Source organism: Ruegeria faecimaris, from assembly GCF_900182615.1.
Taxonomy (GTDB): Bacteria; Pseudomonadota; Alphaproteobacteria; order Rhodobacterales; family Rhodobacteraceae; genus Ruegeria; species Ruegeria faecimaris.
Map to the genome: position 1 here is coordinate 1 of NZ_FXTE01000009.1, position 22,512 is coordinate 22,512.

The following is a 22,512-nucleotide window of genomic DNA, read 5'->3' on the forward strand; positions in this document are numbered from 1 at the left end:
AATACAACCACACCCGACCCCATCAGGCCCTCAACATGCGCCCACCAGTCCCCGAAACTCTAGTCCGAAATGGCCCAGAACATGGGGGCTAGACACTCCCACACGCTTTGATTGAACACAATACGCAAGAATCTGCTTTAGAGTAGCCGCGCAACAGTGCCATTCATTTGAGAAGACCACTGTCGGCTTATTCATTGAACTTTGCAAAGCCTGCTTTTGTTGCGTATGGCCGAAACTTGGGTTGGCTGTGGTATGACGGACCTGGTCCTCCAGTTCGTGAATGAGCACCTTCGATAGCCCGGTTTCTGCGGTTTATGCCAGGAACGACTGCCTCCAACCCAACTACCTATTTTGGACCAAATAAATCAGTTCCAGAAAAGACCGTAGGCTTCCGAGTTCAATTGACCGACTCCGCGAAAACTGCATGACCCATAGTCAGACTACCTTTTGACGGCTGTTCTTAAAACTGGGTTCGACTTATGGTTGGGTTTTGCGCAAAACTATGGGCAAGTAATGCAAAGTTATGCGCAAAATTCAATATTATGGGCGCACCTACAAAAATTCAGAAGTCCAGATTTTCGACGCTCAGAGCATTTTTCTGTATAAATTCACGGCGCGGTTCCACGACATCGCCCATCAATTTAGTAAACAGGTCATCAGCTTCGAGCATATCATTCACCCGTACCTGCAACAGCGTTCGTGCATCCGGGTCCAACGTGGTTTCCCACAGCTGATCTGGGTTCATCTCGCCCAGTCCCTTATAGCGCTGCAGGGACAGGCCCTTTTCACCCTCTTCCAGAATGGCACGCAACAGATCCAGCGGACCGTGGATGGCCTGCGACCGGTCGCGGCGGATCAGGGTTGCGGATGTGTTATAGATCTCCTGCAGGCTTTGGGTAAAGCTGCCGGTCTTGCGCGCCTCGCCCGAGCGCAGCATCGGGCCGTCCAGCGTACGCACCTCTTCAACGCCGCGCAGAATACGAGCCAGGCGGATGCCGTGATCCTGCGTGATCCGACCCTGCCAGCCACGTTCGTATTCCAATGCGATCAGGTCAAGACGGGCTGCGACCTTGTCGGCCACGCCTTGCAGATCGGCATCAACCGCACCGGGGACAAAGGCACCGGCCACGGCGGCCTGTTCCAGAATGTGGCGCGGATAGTGCGTCGGGAATGCATCCAGAACGCGTTTCAGCTGGCGCGCTTCGTCAACCACGCGCGCCAAGTCCTGGCCGGACAATTCCTCGCCCGAACCCAGTTTCAGCACCGCACCCTCGACGCCCTGATTGATCAGGTAGTCATCCAATGCCGCCTGATCTTTCAGATACACCTCGGACTTACCGCGCGCGACCTTATAAAGCGGCGGCTGCGCGATATACAGGTATCCGCCCTCGATCAGCTCTGGCATCTGCCGGAAGAAGAAGGTCAACAACAGCGTCCGGATATGTGCACCATCCACATCCGCATCCGTCATGATAACGATCTTGTGGTAGCGCAGCTTTTCGATATTGAACTCATCGCGGCCAATGCCCGTGCCCAGCGCCATTACCAGATTACCGATTTCCTGGCTCGACAGCATCCGGTCGAACCGTGCACGCTCCACGTTCAGGATTTTCCCACGCAGCGGCAACACGGCCTGTGTCAAACGATCCCGCCCCGTCTGAGCCGAGCCGCCAGCCGAGTCCCCCTCGACCAGGAAAACTTCGGTCTTTGACGGGTCCTTCTCGGAACAATCCTTCAGCTTGCCGGCCAGATAGTTCACATCCATCGCCGTTTTGCGGCGGGTCAGTTCACGGGCTTTTCGTGCGGCTTCACGGGCCAGAGCAGCCTCGATGATTTTGCCCACGATGATTTTGGCTTCATTTGGGTTTTCCTCAAACCATTCAGCCAGCTTCTCGTTCACCATCCCTTCGACCGCCGGGCGGACCTCGGAACTGACCAGCTTGTCTTTGGTCTGTGAGGAAAACTTTGGATCCGGTACTTTGACCGACAACACGCAGGTCAGGCCCTCGCGCGCGTCATCGCCCGTAAAGCTGACCTTTTCCCTTTTCGCAATGCCGCTAGATTGGGCATAGTTGTTGATCGTGCGGGTCAGCGCACCCCGGAAACCCGCAATATGAGTACCGCCATCGCGCTGAGGGATGTTGTTAGTAAAGGGAAGAACCGACTCGTGATAGCTGTCATTCCACCACATCGCGATTTCGACACCGATATCGTCCCGCTCACCCTTGATATAGATCGGCTCGGGCATGGCAGACGACTTTGATCGATCGAGGTATTTGACGAATTCCTTCACGCCGCCCTCATAAAACAGCTCAGTTTCCAGCCGTTCTGCGGGGCGTTCGTCGACCAGGATGATCCGCACACCCGAATTCAGGAAGGCAAGCTCGCGCAGGCGCTTTTCCAGCGTCTCGAACGAGTATTCGAGGTTCGAGAACGTATCGGTCGAGGCCAGAAAGCGCACCTCGGTCCCCGTACGGTCGCCACATTCGCCGACCACTTTCAGATGCTCGACGGTTTCGCCCCCTTCGAACCGGGCGACATGTTCTTTTCCGTTGCGCCAGACGCGCAGTTCCAACCAGTTGGACAACGCATTCACAACCGAAACGCCCACGCCGTGCAGACCACCAGACACTTTGTACGAGTTGCTGTCGAACTTACCGCCCGCATGCAGCTGGGTCATGATGACCTCGGCGGCGGACACGCCTTCTTCGTGATGGATATCCACCGGAATTCCGCGACCGTTGTCGCTGACTGAGACGCTGGAATCGGCGTGAATTTTCACTGTCACATGGTCGGCATGACCGGCCAGAGCTTCGTCAATTCCGTTATCGACAACCTCATACACCATATGGTGCAGACCCGAGCCGTCATCGGTGTCGCCGATATACATGCCTGGGCGCTTTCGAACTGCCTCTAAGCCTTTGAGAACCTTGATTGAATCCGCGCCGTATTCTTGCGGTGCCTGTGCGTCTTCGGACATGCCGTTAGTACCTATATTATTTTGGTAACTTATACGTTCTCTGGTGGGGAATGTCACGCGATCCCCCAATATTTTGTGCCAGAGTTTGGATTTTCAGCCGATCAAAGCTGATCGAGGTCTGCGGCGATATCTGCGGCGATTTCCTTGGCGTTGACGTCGCTGCGTTCAGCGGACAATCGCAGGCCCAATAGGTCGGATTGATAGCGCGCCGCAAGCCGCTCTGGATCGTGGTCAGGACCGATCTCTCGGGCCTGTTGCGCCTGTCTAAACAGCGTTGCAAAACATTGCTTCATCTCAGCCATATGCCGGCTGGCTTTCTGCGCTAGCTGGTGATCCCTTGCCTGCAATTCGGCAAAGGTCTTGGCGAGCATACAGGCCTGCACCGGCGTTTGGCTGGAATCGATCACAATCTGCGGCTGCGTCTTTAACGCGGCCAGCGGCCCGATGTCTTCTGCCAGCGCTGTCAGCCGCGCTACACCGTCCTGCGTGTAACGTTCCAGCGCCATCGCATAAAGCGCGTCTTTTGACCCAAAGGCCGCATAGAAACTGCCTGGCTTCAACTTCAGCTCGCGCTCCAGATCCTTCAACGACGTCCCGGCCCAGCCATGGCGCCAGAATATGTCGCGGGCCTGCGCGATCAGCGCGTCTCGGTCATAGGCAGGTTTGCGGGGCATCGACATCACCAATTCTTGAACGGTCACTCAAATATATACTTGAGTGATCGCTCAAGAAATACTATTTCCGACTCAGACATCAAAAAATGGAGCATCCACATGGCCGATTTCCCATCCCACGACCTGACCACCGCCCCCGAAGGGTCCAAACCTCTGTTGGAAAAATCTCAGGCCGCGTTTGGCCGCTTGCCCGGCCTGCATAAGGTGATGGCCGAAAGCCCACAGCATCTGGAAGGCTACCAGGTTCTACATGGCCTCTTCATGCAGACCGATTTCGACAATGACGAAAAAACCGTCGTCTGGCAGACCATCAATGTCGAGAACGAGTGCCACTATTGCGTGCCCGCCCATACCGGCATCGCCAAGATGATGAAGGTGTCGGATGACATCACCGAAGCGCTGCGCAACGAAACCGCGCTGCCCAATGCCAAGCTCGAGGCGCTGCGGACATTTACGCTGCAGATGATGCAGACCCGTGGCAATCCCACCGAGGCGCAGCTGCAAGCCTTCTTTGACGCTGGTTATTCGCACCGCGCCGTGTTGGATGTGGTGCTGGGCCTGGCGCAGAAAACCATGTCGAATTACGTCAACCACATGGCACAAACCCCAGTTGACGAAGTAATGCGCGGCTTCTTGTGGGAACGTAAGGTCAGCGAACCGGCCTAATCGACGACCGAGCCCTCATCGCCTTCGGTGACAACCAGGGTCTGGGCCCGGTCCCCTAATTCCGAAAACAGCTCAGGCCCTGTGCCCGTCATCCAGGCCTGAGCGCCCAGCGCGCAAATCTCATCATAGAGCGCGGCGCGGCGCCCGGCATCCAGGTGGGCCGCGACCTCATCCAGCAACACAATCGGCGGTGCCCCGATCATCCCGGCCAAAGCGCGCGCGTTGGACAGGATCAGCGAGACCAGCAGCGCCTTTTGCTCACCGGTCGAGCAATCCTTGGCCGGAACGCCCTTGGCGGCAAAGACGCCGTACAGGTCAGACCGGTGTGGCCCGACCAGTGTGCGCCCCGCCGCCAGATCTCGAAAGCGGCTTTCATTCAGCGCCTCACGCAGATCATCCGCCGTTTCCGGCATCGCACCTTCGGTTTGAACCAGCTCAAGATCAGCCGATGGAAAACCCGTTTCGGCCTGATCCTGTGCTGTGCGCAGATGATCCAGAGCGGCCATGCGCGCCACATGGATGCGATGCCCGGTTTCGGCCATCTGCCCCTCGAGCGCGGCGTACCAATGGGCATCGCGCACCTGTTCTTTCAGCAGCCGGTTGCGTTCGCGCATGGATTTTTCATAAATCAGTGAGGCTTCGGCGTGGGCAGGATCAAAGCTGAGCGCGATGCGATCCAGAAACCGCCGCCGCCCCTCGGCGCCTTCAATCCACAGCCGGTCCATCGACGGGATCAGCCAGACGACCCGCGCCAGCTTGCCCAGATCGATCTGACTGGCGGATTTGCCATCTATCCGAACCTGCCGCGCTGCGCCAGCTTCGGACCAAGTCTCGATCTCATAGCTCTGGCCCTGCGCTTGCAGCAGACCGGACAGCTTCCAGCCCAGCGCCTCGGGCCGACGCGTCATCTCGGCTGCACTGGCCCGCCGCATGCCGCGGCCGGGTGAAAACATCGAAACAGCTTCAAGGATATTGGTCTTACCCGCGCCGTTAGGTCCGTGAATGGCAACCGGACGGCCATCCAGCGACAAACGCGCCAGTTTGTGAGAGCGAAAATGCGAGACCGTCAGTTCGGTCAGGGCCAAGGTCATGACCCCTCTCTTTCCTCAGCGATCAGCCCCCAAAGCCGATCAGACACGCATCGGCATGACCACATAGACCGCGCTCAGGTCATTGCCTTCGCGCATCAGGGTCGGATCACCAGCGGAGTTGAACAGGAACACCGCGTTTTCGCGATCTACCTGAGAAGCAATTTCCAGCAGGTATTTTGCGTTGAAACCGATCTCGAGCCGTTCATCTGAATATGCGACGGCCAATTCTTCCTCGGCTGCACCGCTGTCCGGTGCATTGACCGAAAGAACCAACTTATCCGTGTCCAGCTGTAGCTTGACCGCGCGCGAACGTTCCGACGAGACCGTCGCAACCCGGTCGACGGCCTGCGCAAACTCAGCCGCATCCACTTCCAGTTGCCGCGTGTTGCCCTGCGGGATGACCCGTGTGTAGTCGGGGAATGTGCCGTCGATCACCTTCGAGGTCAGCGTGATATCCGGCGTTGCAAAGCGCACCTTGGTTTCGCTGACGGAAACGGCGATATCCATCTCGTCATCGTCCAACAGCTTGCGCAACTCACCCACTGTTTTGCGCGGCACGATCACGCCGGGCATGTCCGCAGCCCCATCCGGAAGGTCTGCGTCAATGCGCGCCAGACGGTGACCATCGGTGGCCACACAGCGCAGCACCTTGCCGCCTTCGGAGCCATCTGAAACATGCATATAGACGCCATTCAGATAGTACCGCGTCTCTTCGGTTGAGATGGCGAATTTCGATTTGTCGAACAAACGGCGCAGCAATGCTGCCGAAGCCGTAAAGTTCGACTGGTATTCTGATGAGGCCATAACCGGGAAATCTTCTTTCGGCAGAGTCGCCAGAGAGAAGTTCGATCGCCCGGCTTCAACCGTCAGGCGACCCGCCGCACTGTCGGCGGTCAGGGTGACCAACGCGCCATCGGGCAGTTTGCGCACAATTTCGTGCAGGGTTGTGGCGGCAACCGTGGTGGCGCCGGCCTTTTCCACCTGCGCAGGGGCCTTGTCGACCACTTCGATATCCAGATCGGTGGCGCGGAACATGGCCTGATCGCCTTCGGCCTCGATTAGAACATTAGCAAGTATAGGGATCGTGTTGCGTCGTTCGACGACTGATTGGGCCTGGGAAACGGCCTTGAGAAGGGTGCCGCGTTCGATGCTGATCTTCATACCCTTAATTCCTCTGACTTGCGTGCCGAAAATGGGCGGGACTGGCACGTTAGCGCCTCCGCCCTGAGGCACAAGGATTTTTTATGGATTTCTGAGTCGGTTTGCCCGCAGGGTCAAGAGGCGCGTGACCCTGCGGTCACAGTTCATAGCCAACCGTGGACTATTGCGCACAAAAAAACGCCCCGGCCATCAGGATCCGGGGCGCCTGTTTAATGCCTAGAAGATACTCAGGCTTCCAGCGCGCGACGCAGCATTTCCACGTCTTCGGCGATTTGGCCATCGGTTGTCTTCAGTTCTTCGATGCGTTTGACGCCATGCATGACCGTGGTGTGATCGCGTCCGCCAAACCGACGGCCAATCTCGGGCAAAGAGCGGCTGGTCAGCTGTTTGCACAGATACATCGCCACCTGACGCGGGCGCGCATAGGAGCGCAACCGCTTGGGGCCTATAATGTCGCTAAGGCGGATATTGTAATATTCTGACACTTTGCGCTGAATCTCTTCGACGGTAATCTTGCGTTCTGACGCGCGCAGCACGTCCGCCAGGCAATCCTGCGTCAGCTCCATGTCGATCTCGCGCCCGACAAGCGAGGCAAAGGCAAACAGCCGGGTCAAGGCCCCTTCCAAAACACGCACATTGGTCGAGATGCGATGGGCCAGGAATTCCAGCACCCCATCTACGATAGTCACGTCAGGATAGGTGCGGCTGTATTGCTGAACCTTGGTTTGCAAGATGCCCAGACGCAGTTCGTAATCAGTGGGATGCAGATCGACGACCAGACCACATTGCAGGCGTGATTTCACACGGTCCTCCAGGTCCTTGATCTCGCCCGGGGCGCGGTCGGCTGAGATGATGATCTGTTTGTTCTGGTCTACCAGCGCGTTGAACGTGTGAAAGAACTCTTCCTGAGTCGAATCCTTTCCAGCGATAAACTGGACGTCATCAACCATCAGCACATCGACCGAACGGAACAGGTGTTTGAAGTCCATCATCCGGCGTTCCCGCAGCGCCTGCACAAAGCGGTACATGAACTGTTCCGCCGACAGGTACAGAACATTCAATTCGGGATGTTTAGTCTTTAGTTCCCAGGCGATGGCATGCATCAGGTGGGTTTTACCCAAGCCGACACCGCCATACAGAACCAGCGGGTTAAAAGTCACGGGGCCACCTTCGGACACACGACGCGCGGCGGCATGGGCCAGCTCGTTGGGCTTGCCGACCACAAAGCTGTCAAACGTGAAACGAGAATCCAACGGCGCCGCCTGCAGGGATTCCAACGCATCATTCGCGGTCGCGGATAAAGTCTGCGTTTGCGCTTCCTGAACGCGGGCAGGCGCAGTTGCCACGTCGTTCGAAGGACGTACCGGAGAGTTCGCTGCCACTCGGAACGCAAGGCGCTGTACAGATTCTCCGGCGGTGTTCATCTCATACAGGATAAGATCCGCAAAATTCTGGCTCACATAATTGCCCATAAAGTTCGTCGGAACCGAGAACACCGCTACACCGTCCTGCAGCTCTTGGAATTCAAGAGGCTCGATCCAGGTGGTATAGTTGTTCTTTCCGATCGCCTTGAGCAGTTTGTTACGCAGTAGTCCCCATTTCTCTTGTGTCATTAAGCGCCTCACGCATCCCATTCTTTATTGGCCTGTCGGCCTTATTACTAAGCCCCGGTCGCCCGGATCACGATGTCACTCGCAAAAGGATACCCTGTGCCAAACCGCAGAAGTTTGGCGGGTTTGTCCCTGAAAGCCAGCACAATCCAAACTCGTGACATCCAGCACCTGAATATCCCGAAAAGCGGCCTGCGCTTCGCAATCTTATCTTTAGACAGGGCTCGGATCCTCGGTTACCCCAAGACCCTCAGCAGATCAGCAAACCGGTTTATCCGGATGCCAACATTCGTTCCTCGACCGCTCTGATGCCCGTCAGTACAATCGCAGGAACAGCCTGTCCCCCCAAGCGAGTGAATCGCTGTATCAGTGGTAACAAGAGGCCGACGTCTGCGGCAACGAAACTCTGATATTGACTCGGGTCTTTGTGCGAAAGAATCTCTCGGCAACGTGAAGACGCGGTATTCTGGCAACAGCAAAAGGGCGCCGCGATATGCGACGCCCTTCGGAATAGTTCAGCCATGCTTACGTGACCCTAGGTCACATAAAGACTCAGCCCAGCGCTTTGACGCGGGCCGACAGACGGGACATTTTGCGGGAGGCTGTGTTCTTGTGGAAGACGCCTTTGGTGACGCCGCGCATCAGTTCGGGCTGAGCTGCGCGCAGAGCGGCAGTTGCTGCGTCCTTGTCACCGGATGCGATTGCTTCTTCTACTTTGCGCAGATAGGTGCGGATACGCGAACGACGCGCTTTGTTAACGGCGAAACGCTTTTCGTTCTGACGAGCGCGTTTTTTTGCCTGGGGCGAATTTGCCATGTGTCTCTGACCTTTGTTCGGTACGGTTATGTAGAATGCGCGCCGCGGATATCCGCACCGGATCAGAAATCACGAGTGTGAGTCGGGCCAAGCGGGCCGCACGCGCATGTATAGCGGCGGTGCATAGCCAAGTTTTCAGGCTTTGCCAAGCCGATTCTTCACTGCTGAACCGCGGGCAAGAAAAAGGCGGGCTCAGCCCGCCTGTTCGATACATATTTCGTGGCCGGTTTACTTGTCCCGGAACTGAGCCGAGCGTTTTTCCAGAAAGGCTGCCATGCCTTCTTTCTGGTCCTCGGTGGCGAACATCGAATGGAACACCCGGCGCTCGAACAACATACCTTCGCTCAACGGCACTTCATAGCTGCGGTTGACCGCCTCTTTTGCCGCCATGGTCGACAGTTGCGATTTCTCGGCAATTTTCTGGGCCACGCCAATGGCTTCTTCGATCAACTTCTTGGCCGGTACAATCCGGCTGACAAGACCAGAACGTTCAGCCTCTTCCGCGTCCATGAAGCGACCGGTCAGATTCATGTCCATCGATTTTGACTTGCCGACGAACCGGGTCAGACGTTGGCTGCCGCCCAGCCCAGCAATAACGCCCAGATTGATTTCAGGCTGGCCAAATTTGGCAGTATCGGCGGCAATGATGAAATCGCACAGCATCGCCAATTCACAGCCACCGCCCAGCGCATAACCCGCAACTGCTGCAATGATAGGTTTGCGGATGGCCGAGATACGATCGTTGGCCTCGGCAAACAGGTTGACAGTGAAGACGTCAACAAAGCTCATCTCGGACATTTCCTTGATGTCCGCACCTGCGGCAAAGGCCTTGTCCGAGCCTGTGATGACGACGCAGCGTACCTTGTCGTTTCCATCCGCCTCTTCCAACGCGGTGCACAATTCACCCAGCAACTGAGTGTTCAGCGCATTCATCGCATCGGGGCGGTTGAGTTTGATGAGGGCGACGTGGTCTTCGATTTCGACGATGATCGTCTCAAAAGCCATGAGTTAGAGCTTCCGGTTGTTCCGTTCAGGTACGATTCCTTACCACGCGAAAAACTTGGATCAAGCTATCTTTGGCATTGCACACAATAGAAGGATGAGCGACCGGACTGGGTGATTCTCTTGATTTCTGCCCCGCAACCCCCTGTCCGGCAGGGCGCACCCTCGCGCCCGTAGACATCAAAGCTGTGCTGAAAATATCCAAGTTCTCCATCGGCTTGCCGGAAATCCCGCAGCGACGATCCACCTGCCTCGATCGCCTCCTGCAGCACTTGACGGATGATCGGAACCAACGCGGCAATGCGGGTAGAAGAAATCTGTCCCGCTTTGCGACGTGGCGACACTCGACCCCGATACAGCGCTTCGCAGACGTAGATATTGCCCAGTCCTGCAACGATTCCCTGATCCAACAGCGCTGATTTGACCGGTGTGTTCTTGCCTTTGAACGCTTCGATCAGATGCTGTTCATGAAAATCATTGCCCAAAGGCTCCGGTCCCAGGACCGATAACAGCTTATGATGCTCGGCGGTTGCCGTAGGTAGCAGGTCCATCGCACCAAACCGACGTGGGTCATTGAAGGTGATCCGAGCACCATTGGCCATGTGGAACACTACATGGTCATGTTTCTCGGGCATGGGATGGGTATGCGCAAATTGGCCCAGCGGATCACCCGAGACCGTTATCCGCCCGGACATGCCCAGATGAATCAGTAACGTTTCGCCACTGCTAAGATCAGCTAGAATGTACTTGGACCGCCGCCGCAACCGATCGACCCGCTGGCCGGTCAGCCGTTCGGCCATCCGGTCAGGAAACGGCCAGCGCAAATCGGGGCGATTTACATCCGCCTGTTCGATCACGATACCTTCCATCGCCGGGGACAGGCCGCGTCTTACTGTCTCGACCTCGGGCAATTCGGGCATTTCCTGGCTCCTATTCCAAAGGGCCGCATTGTGCCCGGTTCTTATCGCCCTATAACAGAGGCGAAATTCGACAAACGGCAAGGCAAATGTCCGACAACAGCGACAAGACCACTCATTTCGGGTTCGAAACCGTGCGCGAGGCCGACAAGGCCGGGCGCGTGCAGGGCGTGTTCAACTCGGTCGCCTCAAAATACGATGTGATGAACGATGTCATGTCGATGGGCATTCACCGGATCTGGAAAGACGCAATGATGGACTGGTTGGCCCCGCGCCCAGGTCAGCGCCTGCTGGATGTGGCGGGCGGTACCGGCGATATCTCGTTCCGGTTCCTGAAACGCGCAGGCCGTGGCCATGCCACCGTTTTGGACCTGACCGAGCCGATGCTGATCGAAGGCCGACAGCGGGCCGAGGCGGATCAGATGTCGGACAGTCTGAATTGGGTGGTGGGCGATGCGATGGCCCTGCCGTTCGAGGATAACACCTTTGACGTCTACACGATCTCCTTCGGCATCCGAAACGTGACCCGTCCGCAAGAGGCATTGAACGAGGCCTACCGCGTTTTGAAACCCGGTGGCCGCTTGATGGTTTTGGAGTTCAGTCAGTTGCCCAATGACGGGCTGCAGAAACTCTATGACCTCTACAGTTTCAATGTCATCCCGCGCATGGGGAAGCTGATCGCCAATGATTATGACAGCTATCAGTATCTGGTCGAATCGATCCGTAATTTCCCGGATCAGGATACTTTCCTGAACATGGTCCGCACCGCCGGGTTCGACAACGCGAAATACCGTAACCTGACCATGGGCATTGCCGCGCTGCATTCCGGCTGGAAAATCTGATGCGCGGCCCTCACAATATCATCCGCTTGATCCGGACCGGCGCGACGCTGGAACGGACAGGTGCCATGAATGTCGTCCTGGACGCGTTCGAAGCACCACGTGCCTTGCGCGTTCTGGCCCACACCCTGGGCAAACCCTTTCAATGGCTGGGTTACAAAGGCGATCCGTCGATGCCCCCAGCCACCCGTGCCCTCACCGCCCTGGGACCTGCCTATATAAAATTCGGTCAGGTTCTGTCCACGCGGCCCGACGTGGTTGGAGACGAACTGGCAGAACAGCTACGCGTGCTGCAGGACAAACTGCCCCCGTTCTCCAAGGCCGAGGCCATGGCCGAGGTCGAGAAAGAGCTTGGTCAACCCGTCGTCGAGATATTCGATGAGTTCAGCGAGCCGATTGCGGCCGCCTCAATCGCTCAGGTCCACAAGGCCAAGCTGCGCAGCACTGGCGAGGATGTGGCCGTCAAAGTTCTGCGCCCCGGCATCGAACGCGCCTTCCGCAAAGATGTCGACGCATTCTATTTCGCCGCCCGCATCGTGCAACTCTTCGCCCCCAGCGCGCGCCGCCTGCGCCCGATGGAAGTGATCGAACATTTCGACGGCGTTGTCCGGGGTGAGCTGGACCTGCGTCTGGAAAGCTCAGCCGCCTCGGAATATGCCGCTAACACCAAGGACGATGCCGGATTCTGGTTGCCCCCCGTGGTCTGGTCCCTGTCGGCGCGTCGGGTAATGACTCTCAGCTGGGCAGATGGCATCCCGCTGGGCGACAATGGCGCACTGGATGCAGCCGGTCATGACCGCCGCGATCTGGCCGAACGCGTGCTGCGCCTGTTCCTGCTGCATGCTCTGCGCGACGGCTATTTCCACGCTGACATGCACCAGGGTAACCTGAAGGTCGCGGCAAATAGCGATATCATTGCCTATGACTATGGCATCATGGGCCATATCGACGAATACACGCGCCGGGTCTATGCCGAGATTCTCTTTGGCTTTATCCGCCGCGACTACAAACGCGTGGCCGAGGTTCATTTCGAGGCCGGATATGTCCCCGCCAACCAGGATGTCGACGAATTTGCCCGTGCCCTGCGCGCGGTTGGAGAGCCGATCTTTGGTATGAACGCCACCCATATCTCAATGGGACGGTTGCTCAGCTATCTGTTCGAAGTCACTGAACGCTTCGGCATGGAAACCCGTACCGAGCTGATCCTGCTTCAGCGTACAATGGTCGTGGTCGAAGGCGTCGCGCGCTCACTCGACCCGCAAATGAACATCTGGGCAGTCGCCCGGCCCGTGGTCGAAGACTACATCAAACAATCCATCGGCCCCCGCGCCGCACTTCGCGATCTTGGCAAAACAGCAATGGTTCTGGCCCGGTTTGGTCCGCGGCTTCCAGCACTGGTCGAAAACGCATTGATTTCCCAAACCCAAAAGGATGAGCCGACCCGTTCGCGCCTATGGTCCGTTGCCTTGCCCGCCACCATTGGTGCCGCTACCGGCGCGGCCCTCGTCTTATTGCTGACAAGCTTCAGCTAAACCCAATCCCGCCCGCTTCATCTGGCCAAAAATACCTTCGGGGGGAATTGCGCCACAGGTGCTATGGGGGGCAGACAGCCCCCCTGCTTGGTTCGGTTTCAGAGCAGCTCAAAGGCAATGGCAATGCCCTGACCGCCACCGATGCACATGGTGACCAAACCCTTGGACCCGCCCGTGCGCTCCAGCTCATACAGGGCTTTCAGCGTTATAATCGCACCGGTTGCACCCACCGGATGGCCCAGCGCAATCGCCCCGCCATTCGGGTTTACCTTGGCGGCATCCAAGCCCAGCTCTTTGTTCACGGCCAACGCTTGCGCGGCAAAGGCTTCGTTGCTTTCGATCACATCGAAATCACCCAGCGTCAGGCCCGTCCGCGCCATCAGGTTCTGCACCGCAGGAACCGGACCAATGCCCATCACCTCGGGGCGTACCCCTGCGTGGCCATAGCCCAGAATGCGTGCCTTGGGTTTCAAGCCGGCCTTTTCGGCCGCCTCCGCCGTGGCCAGTACCACCGCCGCCGCACCATCGTTGATGCCCGACGCGTTGCCTGCCGTCACCCGGCCATCCTTGCGGAAGGCAGGACGCAGCCCGGCCAGCGCCTCGGCGGATGTCTGTTTGGGATGTTCGTCGACCATGAAATCGACCATGTCGCGCTTGACCTTGACCTGAACCGGCGTGATCTGGCTTTGGAAATACCCCGCCTCCAGCGCCGCCGCCGCACGGGTTTGGCTGGCCATCGCGAATTCATCCATCTGCTCACGGGTGATCTGGTGCTCATCAGCAACGTTTTCGGCCGTAATGCCCATATGGCCAGTGCCAAACGGGCAGTTCAACGCGCCCAGCATCATATCCATCGAGGTGACATCGCCCATCTTCGCTCCCCAGCGCGCCTGTGGCACGATATACGGACTCCGCGACATGCTTTCGGCGCCACCAGCTACAGCGAATTCGGCGTCGCCCAGCATCAGGGACTGTACCGCCGACACAATCGCCTGCGCACCGGACCCGCACAGACGGTTTACGTTCATCGCGGGCGTTTCAACGGGGATACCGGCCTGCTTGGCCGCGGCGCGCGACAGGTACATGTCGCGTGGTTCGGTATTAATGACATGACCAAACACCACATTGCCGATTTGCTCGGGCGCAACTCCAGATCGCTCCATCGCCGCTTCAGTCACAACGGTCGCCAGATCAATCGGCGCAGTTGAAGCCAAGGCGCCACCAAATGTGCCAATCGCGGTGCGCGCACCATCAAGAATGACGATATCTTTCATGTCTCTTCTCCTCGTGGATTTGCGGGCACTATGCATCCAGCCATTGGAACTGTCCCATAGGACGTACCGTCACAAGCGGAATTGACATGAGGCCACCAAACGCGCATGAGATTCCGTCATGACGGAAAATTCAGACGATATCCTGACGCGCCTGCCCGCCCGCCTGAAAGAGGCCCGCCGCGCCAAAGGCCTGTCGCTGGAAGCTGTGGCCAATCTCAGCGGCGTGTCCCGATCCATGGTCAGCCAGATCGAACGCGGTGAAAGCAGCCCGACGATCTCGACCCTGTGGAACCTGACCCGCGCCCTGCAGGTGGACTTCGCTGGCCTGCTGGAAGAGGCCAATAACGCCAATCAGATCGAAACCCTGCGCAGCGACGAAGTGCCCAGCATCGACAATATGGGCCAGAATTGCCGCATCCGCATCCTCTCCCCGCCCGAAGAGGCCGGTGGCCACGAGGTCTACGATATCCGCTTTGACAGTGATGGCGCGCTGAACAGCCAACCACACGCCCGCGGCGCGCATGAACAGTTGACGGTACTTGAAGGTGCGGTGCGCGTCACCTCGGGCAGTGCCGTCAGCGAACTGAACCAGGGCGACACCGCGCGATACGCGGCCGACGTTCTGCACTCAATTACTGCCAAGAAGCCAGCAAGGGTGTTCCTGATCGTCAAAAACGCCTGACACCGGCGCATTTCCGCCTTTACGGAAATTTTTCCTTCATACTGTAATTCCCCTATTTGGGAATTTCATCCGTTATGTTAGACATGCGACTCAGTTGAACGGAGATCGCCATGTCAGATGCATTCCTGTCCCATGTCACCGACACCCTCGTGCAGATCGAAGCGGAGGGTCTGTACAAGCGTGAACGAATGATCACCTCGCCCCAGGGCGGCGAGATTACTGTGGGCGACAGGCAGGTCATCAATCTGTGCGCCAACAATTATCTGGGTCTGGCCGATCATCCGGCACTGATCGCCGCCGCCAAAGACGCGATGGAACCCAAAGGGTTCGGCATGGCCTCGGTCCGGTTTATTTGTGGCACACAGGACATTCACCGTGAGCTGGAACAGAAGCTGGCACAATTCCTGAATAAGGACGATGCGATCCTGTTTGCAGCCTGTTTTGATGCCAATGGAGGGCTGTTTGAGCCTTTGTTAGGGCCTGAAGATGCCATAATCTCGGACGGTCTGAACCATGCCTCAATCATCGACGGGGTACGGTTGTGCAAGGCCAAACGTTATCGTTATCTGAACAACGACATGAACGATCTGGAGGCCTGGCTGAAGCAGGCACGCGAGGACGGCGCGCGTCACATCATGATCGCGACAGACGGTGTGTTTTCGATGGATGGCTATCTGGCTAACTTGCCGAAAATCCGCGAACTGGCGGACAAATATGACGCCATTGTCATGGTCGATGACTGCCATGCCACCGGATTCATGGGTCCGAACGGGGCCGGTACACCGGATCATTTCGGTGTCGCTGTGGATATTCTGACGGGAACCTTGGGCAAGGCACTTGGGGGGGCAATCGGCGGTTATATCGCCGGGCCGCAGCCGGTGATCGACCTGCTGCGGCAGCGGGCGCGGCCCTATCTGTTCTCAAATTCGCTGCCGCCTTCAATCGTTGCTGCCGGGATCGAAGCCATCCGTCTGGTCGAAGAGGGCGACATGCTGCGCGCGCAACTGTTCGGCAACGCCAAGTATTGGCGCGCGGGATTGGAAAAGTTGGGTTTTGACCTTCTACCCGGCGAACACCCGATCATCCCGGTAATGCTGGGCGAAGCACAACTGGCGCAGGACATGGCCGCAAAGCTGTTTGACGAAGGCGTTTATGTTTCGGGTTTTTTCTTCCCCGTCGTCCCGCGCGGTAAGGCACGGATCAGAACGCAGATGAATGCGACGCTGACAAAGGATGAGCTGGACCGTGCGCTGGCCGCCTTTGGCAAGGTCGGCAAAGAGCTGGGGATTATCTGATGCGACCCAATACGATGAAAGCGCTGGAAAAATCCAAGCCCGAGGAGGGGCTGTGGATGGTGCAGGCCCCGGTGCCCGAGATCGGCCCTGATGAAGTGCTGATCCGCATCAACAAGACCGGCATCTGCGGCACCGATATCCACATCTGGAACTGGGACGACTGGGCCGCCGCCACGGTGCCCACCCCGATGATCACCGGCCATGAATTTGCCGGTGAAATCGTTGAGATCGGGCGCAACGTGACCGGGCTTGAGATCGGCCAGCGCTGCTCCGGCGAGGGGCACCTGATCACAACCGACAGCCGCCAAAGCCGCGCTGGCAAGTTCCATCTGGATCCCGGCACGCGCGGAATCGGCGTCAATGAACAGGGTGCCTTTGCGCAATACCTGAAACTACCTGCCTTCAACGTGGTACCCCTGCCCGATGACGTTCCCGACGAAATCGGAGCCATTCTCGACCCGTTGGGGAATGCTGTGCACACTGCACTCAGCTTTGATCTGCTGGGTGAGGATGTGCTGATCACCGGTGCAGGCCCCATCGGCATCATGGCCGCCGCCGTGGCCCGCCATGCAGGCGCGCGGCATGTGGTGATCACCGATATCAATCCGGACCGCTTGACGCTGGCTGCGCATGTTGTGCCAACATTGCGCCCTGTCGATGTGACCAAGGAAGATTTGCAGGACGTGATCGCCGAACTGGGCATGCAGCAAGGTTTTGACGTCGGGCTTGAGATGTCAGGTTCACAAATTGCACTGGACCAGATGGTCGAGGCACTGGTGATGGGCGGCAAGATCGCTCTGCTGGGCATCCCACCTGGAAAATCCCCCGTGGACTGGTCCCGCATCGTATTCAAGGCCATCACAATCAAAGGTGTCTATGGGCGCGAGATGTTCGAGACCTGGTATAAGATGATTGCCATGTTACAGAACGGCTTGGATGTCAGCCGAGTGATCACGCACCGTTTCAAGGTTGATGAATTCGCCAAGGGCTTTGGCGAGATGAAATCAGGTCGATCCGGCAAGGTTGTTCTGGATTGGACCTAACCCTCTGGCGTTAAACGGCTTCACCCCCTAAACAGGAGGGAACTCAGGTGTTTGGAGGCGCAGATGAGCGACAAGGACAACCGGTATCTTGAACGCGGGATCGAGGACACTCTGGTCACGGATTTCGCCGAAACCCACCGCAAGAGCTATGGCGACTTCCTGCAGCTCAAAACCCTACTGAATCTGCAAAAGACGTTTCAGGATCCCGCGCAACCAGATGAGATGCTGTTCATCATCATCCATCAGGTCAGCGAGCTGTGGCTGAAGCTGATGCATCACCAGCTGGTCGAAGTGCGCCGCTTTCTGCAAGAGGACGAATTTGGCCCGGCAATGAAGAATCTCGACCGGGTCAAAGCAATCCAGCGGCAGTTGATTTCCGCGTGGGAAACGCTTCTGACCATGACCCCCGCCGATTACATGACCTTTCGGCAAGCACTTGGCAGCTCCTCGGGATTTCAAAGCTATGGCTATCGTCAGATTGAATTCATTCTGGGCAACAAAGATGCCTCGACCCTGAAGGTTCACCAGCATGATCCCGAAGTCATGGAATTATTGGATGCCGCACTGACCAAGCCTTCGCTTTACGACGAAGTGCTGCACATGCTGGCCCGGCAAGGGTTTGACGTGCCTGATGACCTGCTGAACCGTGACTTTGCACAACCATATTCCGGCGACCCGCGCGTGGTGAAAATCTGGGCTCAGGTGTTTCACAATACCGATCAGTATTGGGACCTCTATGCGCTGGCCGAAAAGCTGATGGACGTTGAATCTCTGTTCCAGCGCTGGCGGTTTGACCATGTCACAGCGGTCGAGAGAGTTATTGGCAACCAGCCAGGTACAGGCGGGTCCAGCGGTGTGTCGTTCCTGCGCAAAGCGCTGGACTTGCGGTTCTTTCACGATCTCTACGATGTGCGCACCGAATTGATGTATAGCGGGCAGGAGTAGGCGATGCTGTATCGTGGTTTCACTCAGACTGAGCTGGAGCAGGAGTATTCTCCCAGTTCGATGGTTGGCGGCGATCTGACACCCTATCTTGAAAGCTACGCCGCGCTGAGTGCGCAGAACCGCGCCCGGATGGAATGCCGGGAAAACCTGCCCTTCGGCGAAACATCTGAACAGGTACTGGACTTCTTTCCTGCGTCGACGGCCAACGCTCCGCTGCATGTCTTTATTCACGGAGGTTACTGGCAGGCGCTCAGTCAGCGTGAGTCGGCGATGATGGCCCCTACACTGGTGGAAAACGGGCAAGCCTTTGCAACGCTGAACTATACGCTCGCACCTGAGGCCCGACTGGATCAGATGATCAAAGAGTGCCGCGATGCCCTGCTTTGGCTGGGATCACAGGCGACGGCCCTTGGGTTCGATCCGGCGCAGATCACCTTGTCGGGGCACAGCGCCGGGGCACATCTGGCGGCCATGATGATGGCGACTTCAGCCGATGCGCTAGCCCGCGCCGGCTTGCGGGTACGAGAGGTGATTCTGATTAGCGGCGTCTATGATCTTGAACCGATCAGCCTGACGCCGGTGAATGACCCGCTGCAACTGACCCCGGTCGAAATACACGATCTCTCACCCATTCTGCACCTGCCCGCCCCCGGTCCGCGTTACCATGTAACCGTCGCCGAGCGCGACACACCCGAATTCATTCGTCAAAGCCGGGACTATGCGGAATTGCTGCGTAAAGGCGGGCATTCTGTCAGTTTTGATCTGCAGAAAGGGATGCAGCATTTCGACATCATCATGCACGCAAGCACGTTCCTGCCGGCTCCTCGGTAGTCATAGGTGTTGGGCGAAAGAATATTCTGACCTTTGCGTCATGCACTGAGCCAGTCGCCATATCCCTGCATTTGTGGCGGTACCGCAAGTGTCCGGTTTGAGCCCAGAGTGACAGATGCTGCGCTAGCTAGGAATGGCAGCGGTGCGCTAATGTCGACTCTGCAAAGTTGAACGAACGGAGTACACGGAACTTTTATCGCGCTCTCATCCGTTCTGGTGCAGAATTCTCCAAACCGGTCGATGATCGAATTCGCAGATGGTGAAAAAAATCACGCTTTGACTGTCATCTGAAGCATTAGTCACTGGCTCAAAAGAGCCGAAAGCTGCTTCGCTCCCTTCTGAAGTATGCCCAGAAACGACATCAGACTGTTGACGTCATGACGTTGTGTCGGCGCGTGAACCGAAAGCGTGCCTACCAATCGGCCTTGTCCATCCTGAACGGGTACTGCTAGGGCAGTCATTCCGGTCATGAATTCCTCGTCATCGGTGGAATAACTATTCTCAGAGATACGTCGGATCTCAGATCGCAATGCCTTGGGATCGGTCAGCGAGCGTTCGGTTTGTGGTTGTAGATGTCCTGCCGAAAGAAACCCATCCAGCTTTCTTTGCCGTAGTGTGGACAGGTACATCTTGCCGCTGGCCGTGCAATGGAAGGGCACCTGTGTCCCGACCGGCAGTTGAATTCGCAGGGGCCACTTCGTTTCCACCCGGTCGAGATAGATCATGCCCTCGCGGTCTGGAATGGCGAGATTACATGTCTCGCCAACAGTTTCAGCCACACTGCGCAAGATCGCCAGTCGCGCAGTGCGCAAATGCTCGGACGACATGGTGTTGACCGATAGCAGTCGCAGCCGGTGTCCCGGGCCATATGATCTGCCATCGAGATCCCGCTGCAGAAACCCTTCGGCTTCTGCGGTTTGCAGCAGACGGTGAATTGTTGGCTTGGCCAGACCTAATGCCTCAATCAGATCCGATGGTTTTACGGAAACGCCACGCCGCGCCACCTCCTCGAGGATCAGCAAGAGGCGGAGGTTGGTTGGTATTTGAGTTTCTTTTTCTTGTGTTTCCGTCTCGGCCATCCTGCAACAGTCTAGCTATTTGGCAGCAGTATCAAGGCCAGATCGGGCACAAGCGACACTAAAATCCAAACAGAAAGAAGCGCCACCAGATAGGGTACCGTATACCGAAGCAACCGGAAATAAGGTACTCCTGTTACTCCTGAAGCCACATAGAGGTTCAGCCCATAAGGTGGTGTGATGAATCCAATGGACGCCCCCACAAGGAAGATCACCGAGAAATGGATTGGATCAATCCCAACCGAGGCCGCGATTGGCGCAAGAATTGGGGCGAGAATTATGGTTACAGGTAGGCTTTCCAGAACCATACCCGAGAAGAAAACAATCACCATCGACGTGAACAGAACCGCATAGTATCCACCCATTGAAGTCACGAAATCCCCGATTGTCTGCTGCGCGCCGAGCAATGACAAGATCTGTTGCATCACCACTGATATCGCGATCAGAGGCGCGAGGATGCCGGTGATCTGGGCCGAGCGGATGACGATCGAGGGGATCTCGGGGATCGTAAAGCCTTCGACCACGAACATTTCGGCGTAACTCTTCTCGGTTGGCGATATGTCGTTTCTGGCCCCCATAATCCGGTTGATCGGATAGCTGACCAAACCAGCGATCACACAGAAGCCAACCGTCACGCCCGCGGCTTCTGTCGGGGAAAACTTGCCTGTGTAGATGCCCCACAGCACCAGCCCAATGGCGAAAAATCCAAGCCAGGCGCCAAATGCCGTTTTCAGTATCCGGTTGAGCTGCAAAGGGATCAGATGGCCCCACCCGTTCATGCGGCAAATGATCCAGCACGCGAATTGCATACCAAAGACCATGAGCGCGCCCGGAAGAATGCCCGCCACGAACAACTCGGAAATAGGAAGGTTCATCAAGAAGCCATAGACGATGAAGATAATGGAAGGCGGGATAATGATCCCTACAGTACCCCCTGCCGCAGCGGTCGCCGCGCTGAACCGTTCGTCATAGCCACCTTTGACCATCTCGGGGTGCAGCATCGAACCAATTGTGGCTGTCGTCGCCGAGTTTGATCCCGAAATCGCCGCGAATAACCCGCAGGCACCAAGCGATGCCATCGCCAACCCACCACGTATCCAGCCCAGACAGGCATAGGCGAAATCGCTGAGCCTTCGGGCAATACCAGACTTGTTGATCAGGTCTCCGGTCAGGATAAAGAGCGGCATCGCGAGCAGGGCAAAGCCTTTGTTGAACACGTTCAACAGTTCGGCCCCCATATTGTCCAGCGTCAAGCCAAGGACGAATGAGCAGCCGATCACCCAATAGCCGATGACCAAAAACACCGGCACGCCCAGCATGAACAGAAAGGTAACCCCAAGTGAGATCAGTGTAACCAAAGTTCCGTCTGTCATCAGTCTGCTCCGATCACGGCCTGCTTGATCAGCGGCTCACCTGTTTTCCAGTTTTGCAGATCGTCGGCGAGGTTCTGAAACACACGCCCGATCATCAAAAAGAACGAAAGAGGCGCGGCCAGCAAAAACCACCACTGCATGATATTGTCCGTGCCGAGAACGATCTGAAAATTTGACGCCGATAACGCAACCAGTCGCGTGGTCGTCACGATGACGATCACGGCAAAGATGAACCACAACACCGCATCAAGGATCAAACAGGCCAACTGCCCGCCTCGGGGCATTGCGGTGCGGAACTCATTGAAACTCAGATGCGTCCGCAGGCGAACATTGTACGTGGCCCCGAACCACGCCATCACCATAAACAACAAGGGAGGGATAGTGGTGGACCACGGTTCTTGATCGTTGAACACGAATCGGTCGATCACGCCCCAGAAAATGATCAACGCAATGGCGAGGTAAGAATATACCATCACCGACCGCTCCAGATGGCGCTCGATAAACGGCACTGTCCGATAGATCAGCATGATCACGAATCCGCCCATGGCTGAAACAACCGCGCCCAACACCCATGCGGCGTCCGATTCCAGCGCTGATTGAATCTCGAACGAATCCTGGCTGAGAAAGGCACTGAAGATCGCGCCTGTGTCTGCCCAAAACGACATGTACCCCGTCCTCCCAGTCGGTGTGTATTAGAACCGGCCC

At 57.1% G+C, this 22,512-nt stretch carries 20 protein-coding genes; 8 read left to right on the forward strand and 12 right to left on the reverse strand.

What is annotated here, in order from left to right:
• Nucleotides 1-562: 562 nt before the first annotated feature.
• Nucleotides 563-2,980, reverse strand: a complete 2,418-nt coding sequence (gyrB, locus tag FN806_RS14045; RefSeq protein ID WP_142638216.1) for a DNA topoisomerase (ATP-hydrolyzing) subunit B — start codon at nucleotides 2,978-2,980, stop codon at nucleotides 563-565.
• A 101-nt stretch (nucleotides 2,981-3,081) separates the two neighbouring features.
• Complete coding sequence (locus FN806_RS14050; RefSeq protein WP_142638454.1) at nucleotides 3,082-3,654, reverse strand: TetR/AcrR family transcriptional regulator; 573 nt, start codon at nucleotides 3,652-3,654, stop codon at nucleotides 3,082-3,084.
• Between the two features lie 99 nt (nucleotides 3,655-3,753).
• Between FN806_RS14050 and FN806_RS14055 the strand changes: the two genes are divergently transcribed.
• Nucleotides 3,754-4,320 carry a carboxymuconolactone decarboxylase family protein gene (locus tag FN806_RS14055; protein ID WP_142638218.1) on the forward strand — a complete coding sequence of 189 codons (567 nt, stop codon included), beginning with the start codon at nucleotides 3,754-3,756 and terminating at the stop codon, nucleotides 4,318-4,320.
• Here FN806_RS14055 and recF read toward each other — a convergent pair.
• From recF to mutM, 6 genes are all read right to left on the reverse strand, one after another.
• Entirely contained in the window at nucleotides 4,317-5,411 is a 1,095-nt protein-coding gene (gene recF / locus FN806_RS14060) for a DNA replication/repair protein RecF (protein ID WP_142638220.1), read from the reverse strand. The two genes, FN806_RS14055 and recF, sit on opposite strands and share 4 nt — an antisense overlap.
• Before the next feature lie 39 nt (nucleotides 5,412-5,450).
• Nucleotides 5,451-6,572 carry a DNA polymerase III subunit beta gene (gene dnaN / locus FN806_RS14065; protein ID WP_142638222.1) on the reverse strand — a complete coding sequence of 374 codons (1,122 nt, stop codon included), beginning with the start codon at nucleotides 6,570-6,572 and terminating at the stop codon, nucleotides 5,451-5,453.
• Between the two features lie 227 nt (nucleotides 6,573-6,799).
• Nucleotides 6,800-8,185: a chromosomal replication initiator protein DnaA gene (gene dnaA / locus FN806_RS14070; protein ID WP_142638224.1), complete on the reverse strand. Its 1,386-nt coding sequence runs from the start codon at nucleotides 8,183-8,185 to the stop codon at nucleotides 6,800-6,802.
• Between the two features lie 549 nt (nucleotides 8,186-8,734).
• On the reverse strand, nucleotides 8,735-8,998 hold the full coding sequence (rpsT, locus tag FN806_RS14075; RefSeq protein WP_142638226.1) for a 30S ribosomal protein S20: 264 nt from the start codon (nucleotides 8,996-8,998) through the stop codon (nucleotides 8,735-8,737).
• A gap of 228 nt (nucleotides 8,999-9,226) precedes the next feature.
• Entirely contained in the window at nucleotides 9,227-10,003 is a 777-nt protein-coding gene (locus FN806_RS14080) for an enoyl-CoA hydratase (RefSeq protein WP_142638228.1), read from the reverse strand.
• Nucleotides 10,004-10,068: 65 nt separating this feature from the next.
• Complete coding sequence (gene mutM, locus FN806_RS14085; RefSeq protein ID WP_142638230.1) at nucleotides 10,069-10,920, reverse strand: bifunctional DNA-formamidopyrimidine glycosylase/DNA-(apurinic or apyrimidinic site) lyase; 852 nt, start codon at nucleotides 10,918-10,920, stop codon at nucleotides 10,069-10,071.
• Between the two features lie 86 nt (nucleotides 10,921-11,006).
• Here mutM and ubiE point away from each other — a divergent pair, with 86 nt between their 5' ends.
• Nucleotides 11,007-11,759 carry a bifunctional demethylmenaquinone methyltransferase/2-methoxy-6-polyprenyl-1,4-benzoquinol methylase UbiE gene (gene ubiE / locus FN806_RS14090; RefSeq protein ID WP_142638232.1) on the forward strand — a complete coding sequence of 251 codons (753 nt, stop codon included), beginning with the start codon at nucleotides 11,007-11,009 and terminating at the stop codon, nucleotides 11,757-11,759.
• Nucleotides 11,759-13,288, forward strand: a complete 1,530-nt coding sequence (gene ubiB, locus FN806_RS14095; RefSeq protein WP_142638234.1) for a 2-polyprenylphenol 6-hydroxylase — start codon at nucleotides 11,759-11,761, stop codon at nucleotides 13,286-13,288. The genes ubiE and ubiB overlap by 1 nt, the downstream gene beginning before the upstream one ends.
• A 98-nt stretch (nucleotides 13,289-13,386) precedes the next feature.
• On the opposite strand, the gene FN806_RS14100 is transcribed toward ubiB, so the two are convergent.
• The gene (locus tag FN806_RS14100) at nucleotides 13,387-14,562 is read right to left on the reverse strand and encodes an acetyl-CoA C-acyltransferase family protein (RefSeq protein ID WP_142638236.1); all 1,176 of its coding nucleotides are present in this window, start codon (nucleotides 14,560-14,562) and stop codon (nucleotides 13,387-13,389) included.
• 118 nt (nucleotides 14,563-14,680) lie between these two features.
• Between FN806_RS14100 and FN806_RS14105 the strand changes: the two genes are divergently transcribed.
• The 5 genes from FN806_RS14105 to FN806_RS14125 all read left to right on the forward strand — a co-directional run bounded on the left by FN806_RS14105 (nucleotide 14,681) and on the right by FN806_RS14125 (nucleotide 19,358).
• On the forward strand, nucleotides 14,681-15,244 hold the full coding sequence (locus FN806_RS14105) for a helix-turn-helix domain-containing protein (protein WP_142638238.1): 564 nt from the start codon (nucleotides 14,681-14,683) through the stop codon (nucleotides 15,242-15,244).
• Between the two features lie 110 nt (nucleotides 15,245-15,354).
• Nucleotides 15,355-16,539, forward strand: a complete 1,185-nt coding sequence (locus FN806_RS14110) for a glycine C-acetyltransferase (protein WP_142638240.1) — start codon at nucleotides 15,355-15,357, stop codon at nucleotides 16,537-16,539.
• A 14-nt stretch (nucleotides 16,540-16,553) separates the two neighbouring features.
• Complete coding sequence (gene tdh / locus FN806_RS14115) at nucleotides 16,554-17,582, forward strand: L-threonine 3-dehydrogenase (RefSeq protein ID WP_142638456.1); 1,029 nt, start codon at nucleotides 16,554-16,556, stop codon at nucleotides 17,580-17,582.
• 63 nt (nucleotides 17,583-17,645) lie between these two features.
• Nucleotides 17,646-18,527: a tryptophan 2,3-dioxygenase gene (locus tag FN806_RS14120; RefSeq protein ID WP_142638241.1), complete on the forward strand. Its 882-nt coding sequence runs from the start codon at nucleotides 17,646-17,648 to the stop codon at nucleotides 18,525-18,527.
• Nucleotides 18,528-18,530: 3 nt separating this feature from the next.
• The gene (locus FN806_RS14125) at nucleotides 18,531-19,358 is read left to right on the forward strand and encodes an alpha/beta hydrolase (protein ID WP_142638243.1); all 828 of its coding nucleotides are present in this window, start codon (nucleotides 18,531-18,533) and stop codon (nucleotides 19,356-19,358) included.
• 299 nt (nucleotides 19,359-19,657) lie between these two features.
• On the opposite strand, the gene FN806_RS14130 is transcribed toward FN806_RS14125, so the two are convergent.
• From FN806_RS14130 to FN806_RS14140, 3 genes are read right to left on the reverse strand one after another with little or no spacing between them, the layout of a single operon-like run.
• Complete coding sequence (locus tag FN806_RS14130) at nucleotides 19,658-20,437, reverse strand: IclR family transcriptional regulator (protein ID WP_142638245.1); 780 nt, start codon at nucleotides 20,435-20,437, stop codon at nucleotides 19,658-19,660.
• An 11-nt stretch (nucleotides 20,438-20,448) separates the two neighbouring features.
• Nucleotides 20,449-21,807 carry a TRAP transporter large permease gene (locus FN806_RS14135; RefSeq protein ID WP_142638247.1) on the reverse strand — a complete coding sequence of 453 codons (1,359 nt, stop codon included), beginning with the start codon at nucleotides 21,805-21,807 and terminating at the stop codon, nucleotides 20,449-20,451.
• A complete protein-coding gene (locus FN806_RS14140) occupies nucleotides 21,807-22,472 on the reverse strand; it encodes a TRAP transporter small permease (RefSeq protein WP_142638249.1) in 666 nt (221 codons plus the stop codon). Before FN806_RS14140 ends, FN806_RS14135 begins: the two co-directional genes overlap by 1 nt.
• Between the last annotated feature and the right edge of the window lie 40 nt (nucleotides 22,473-22,512).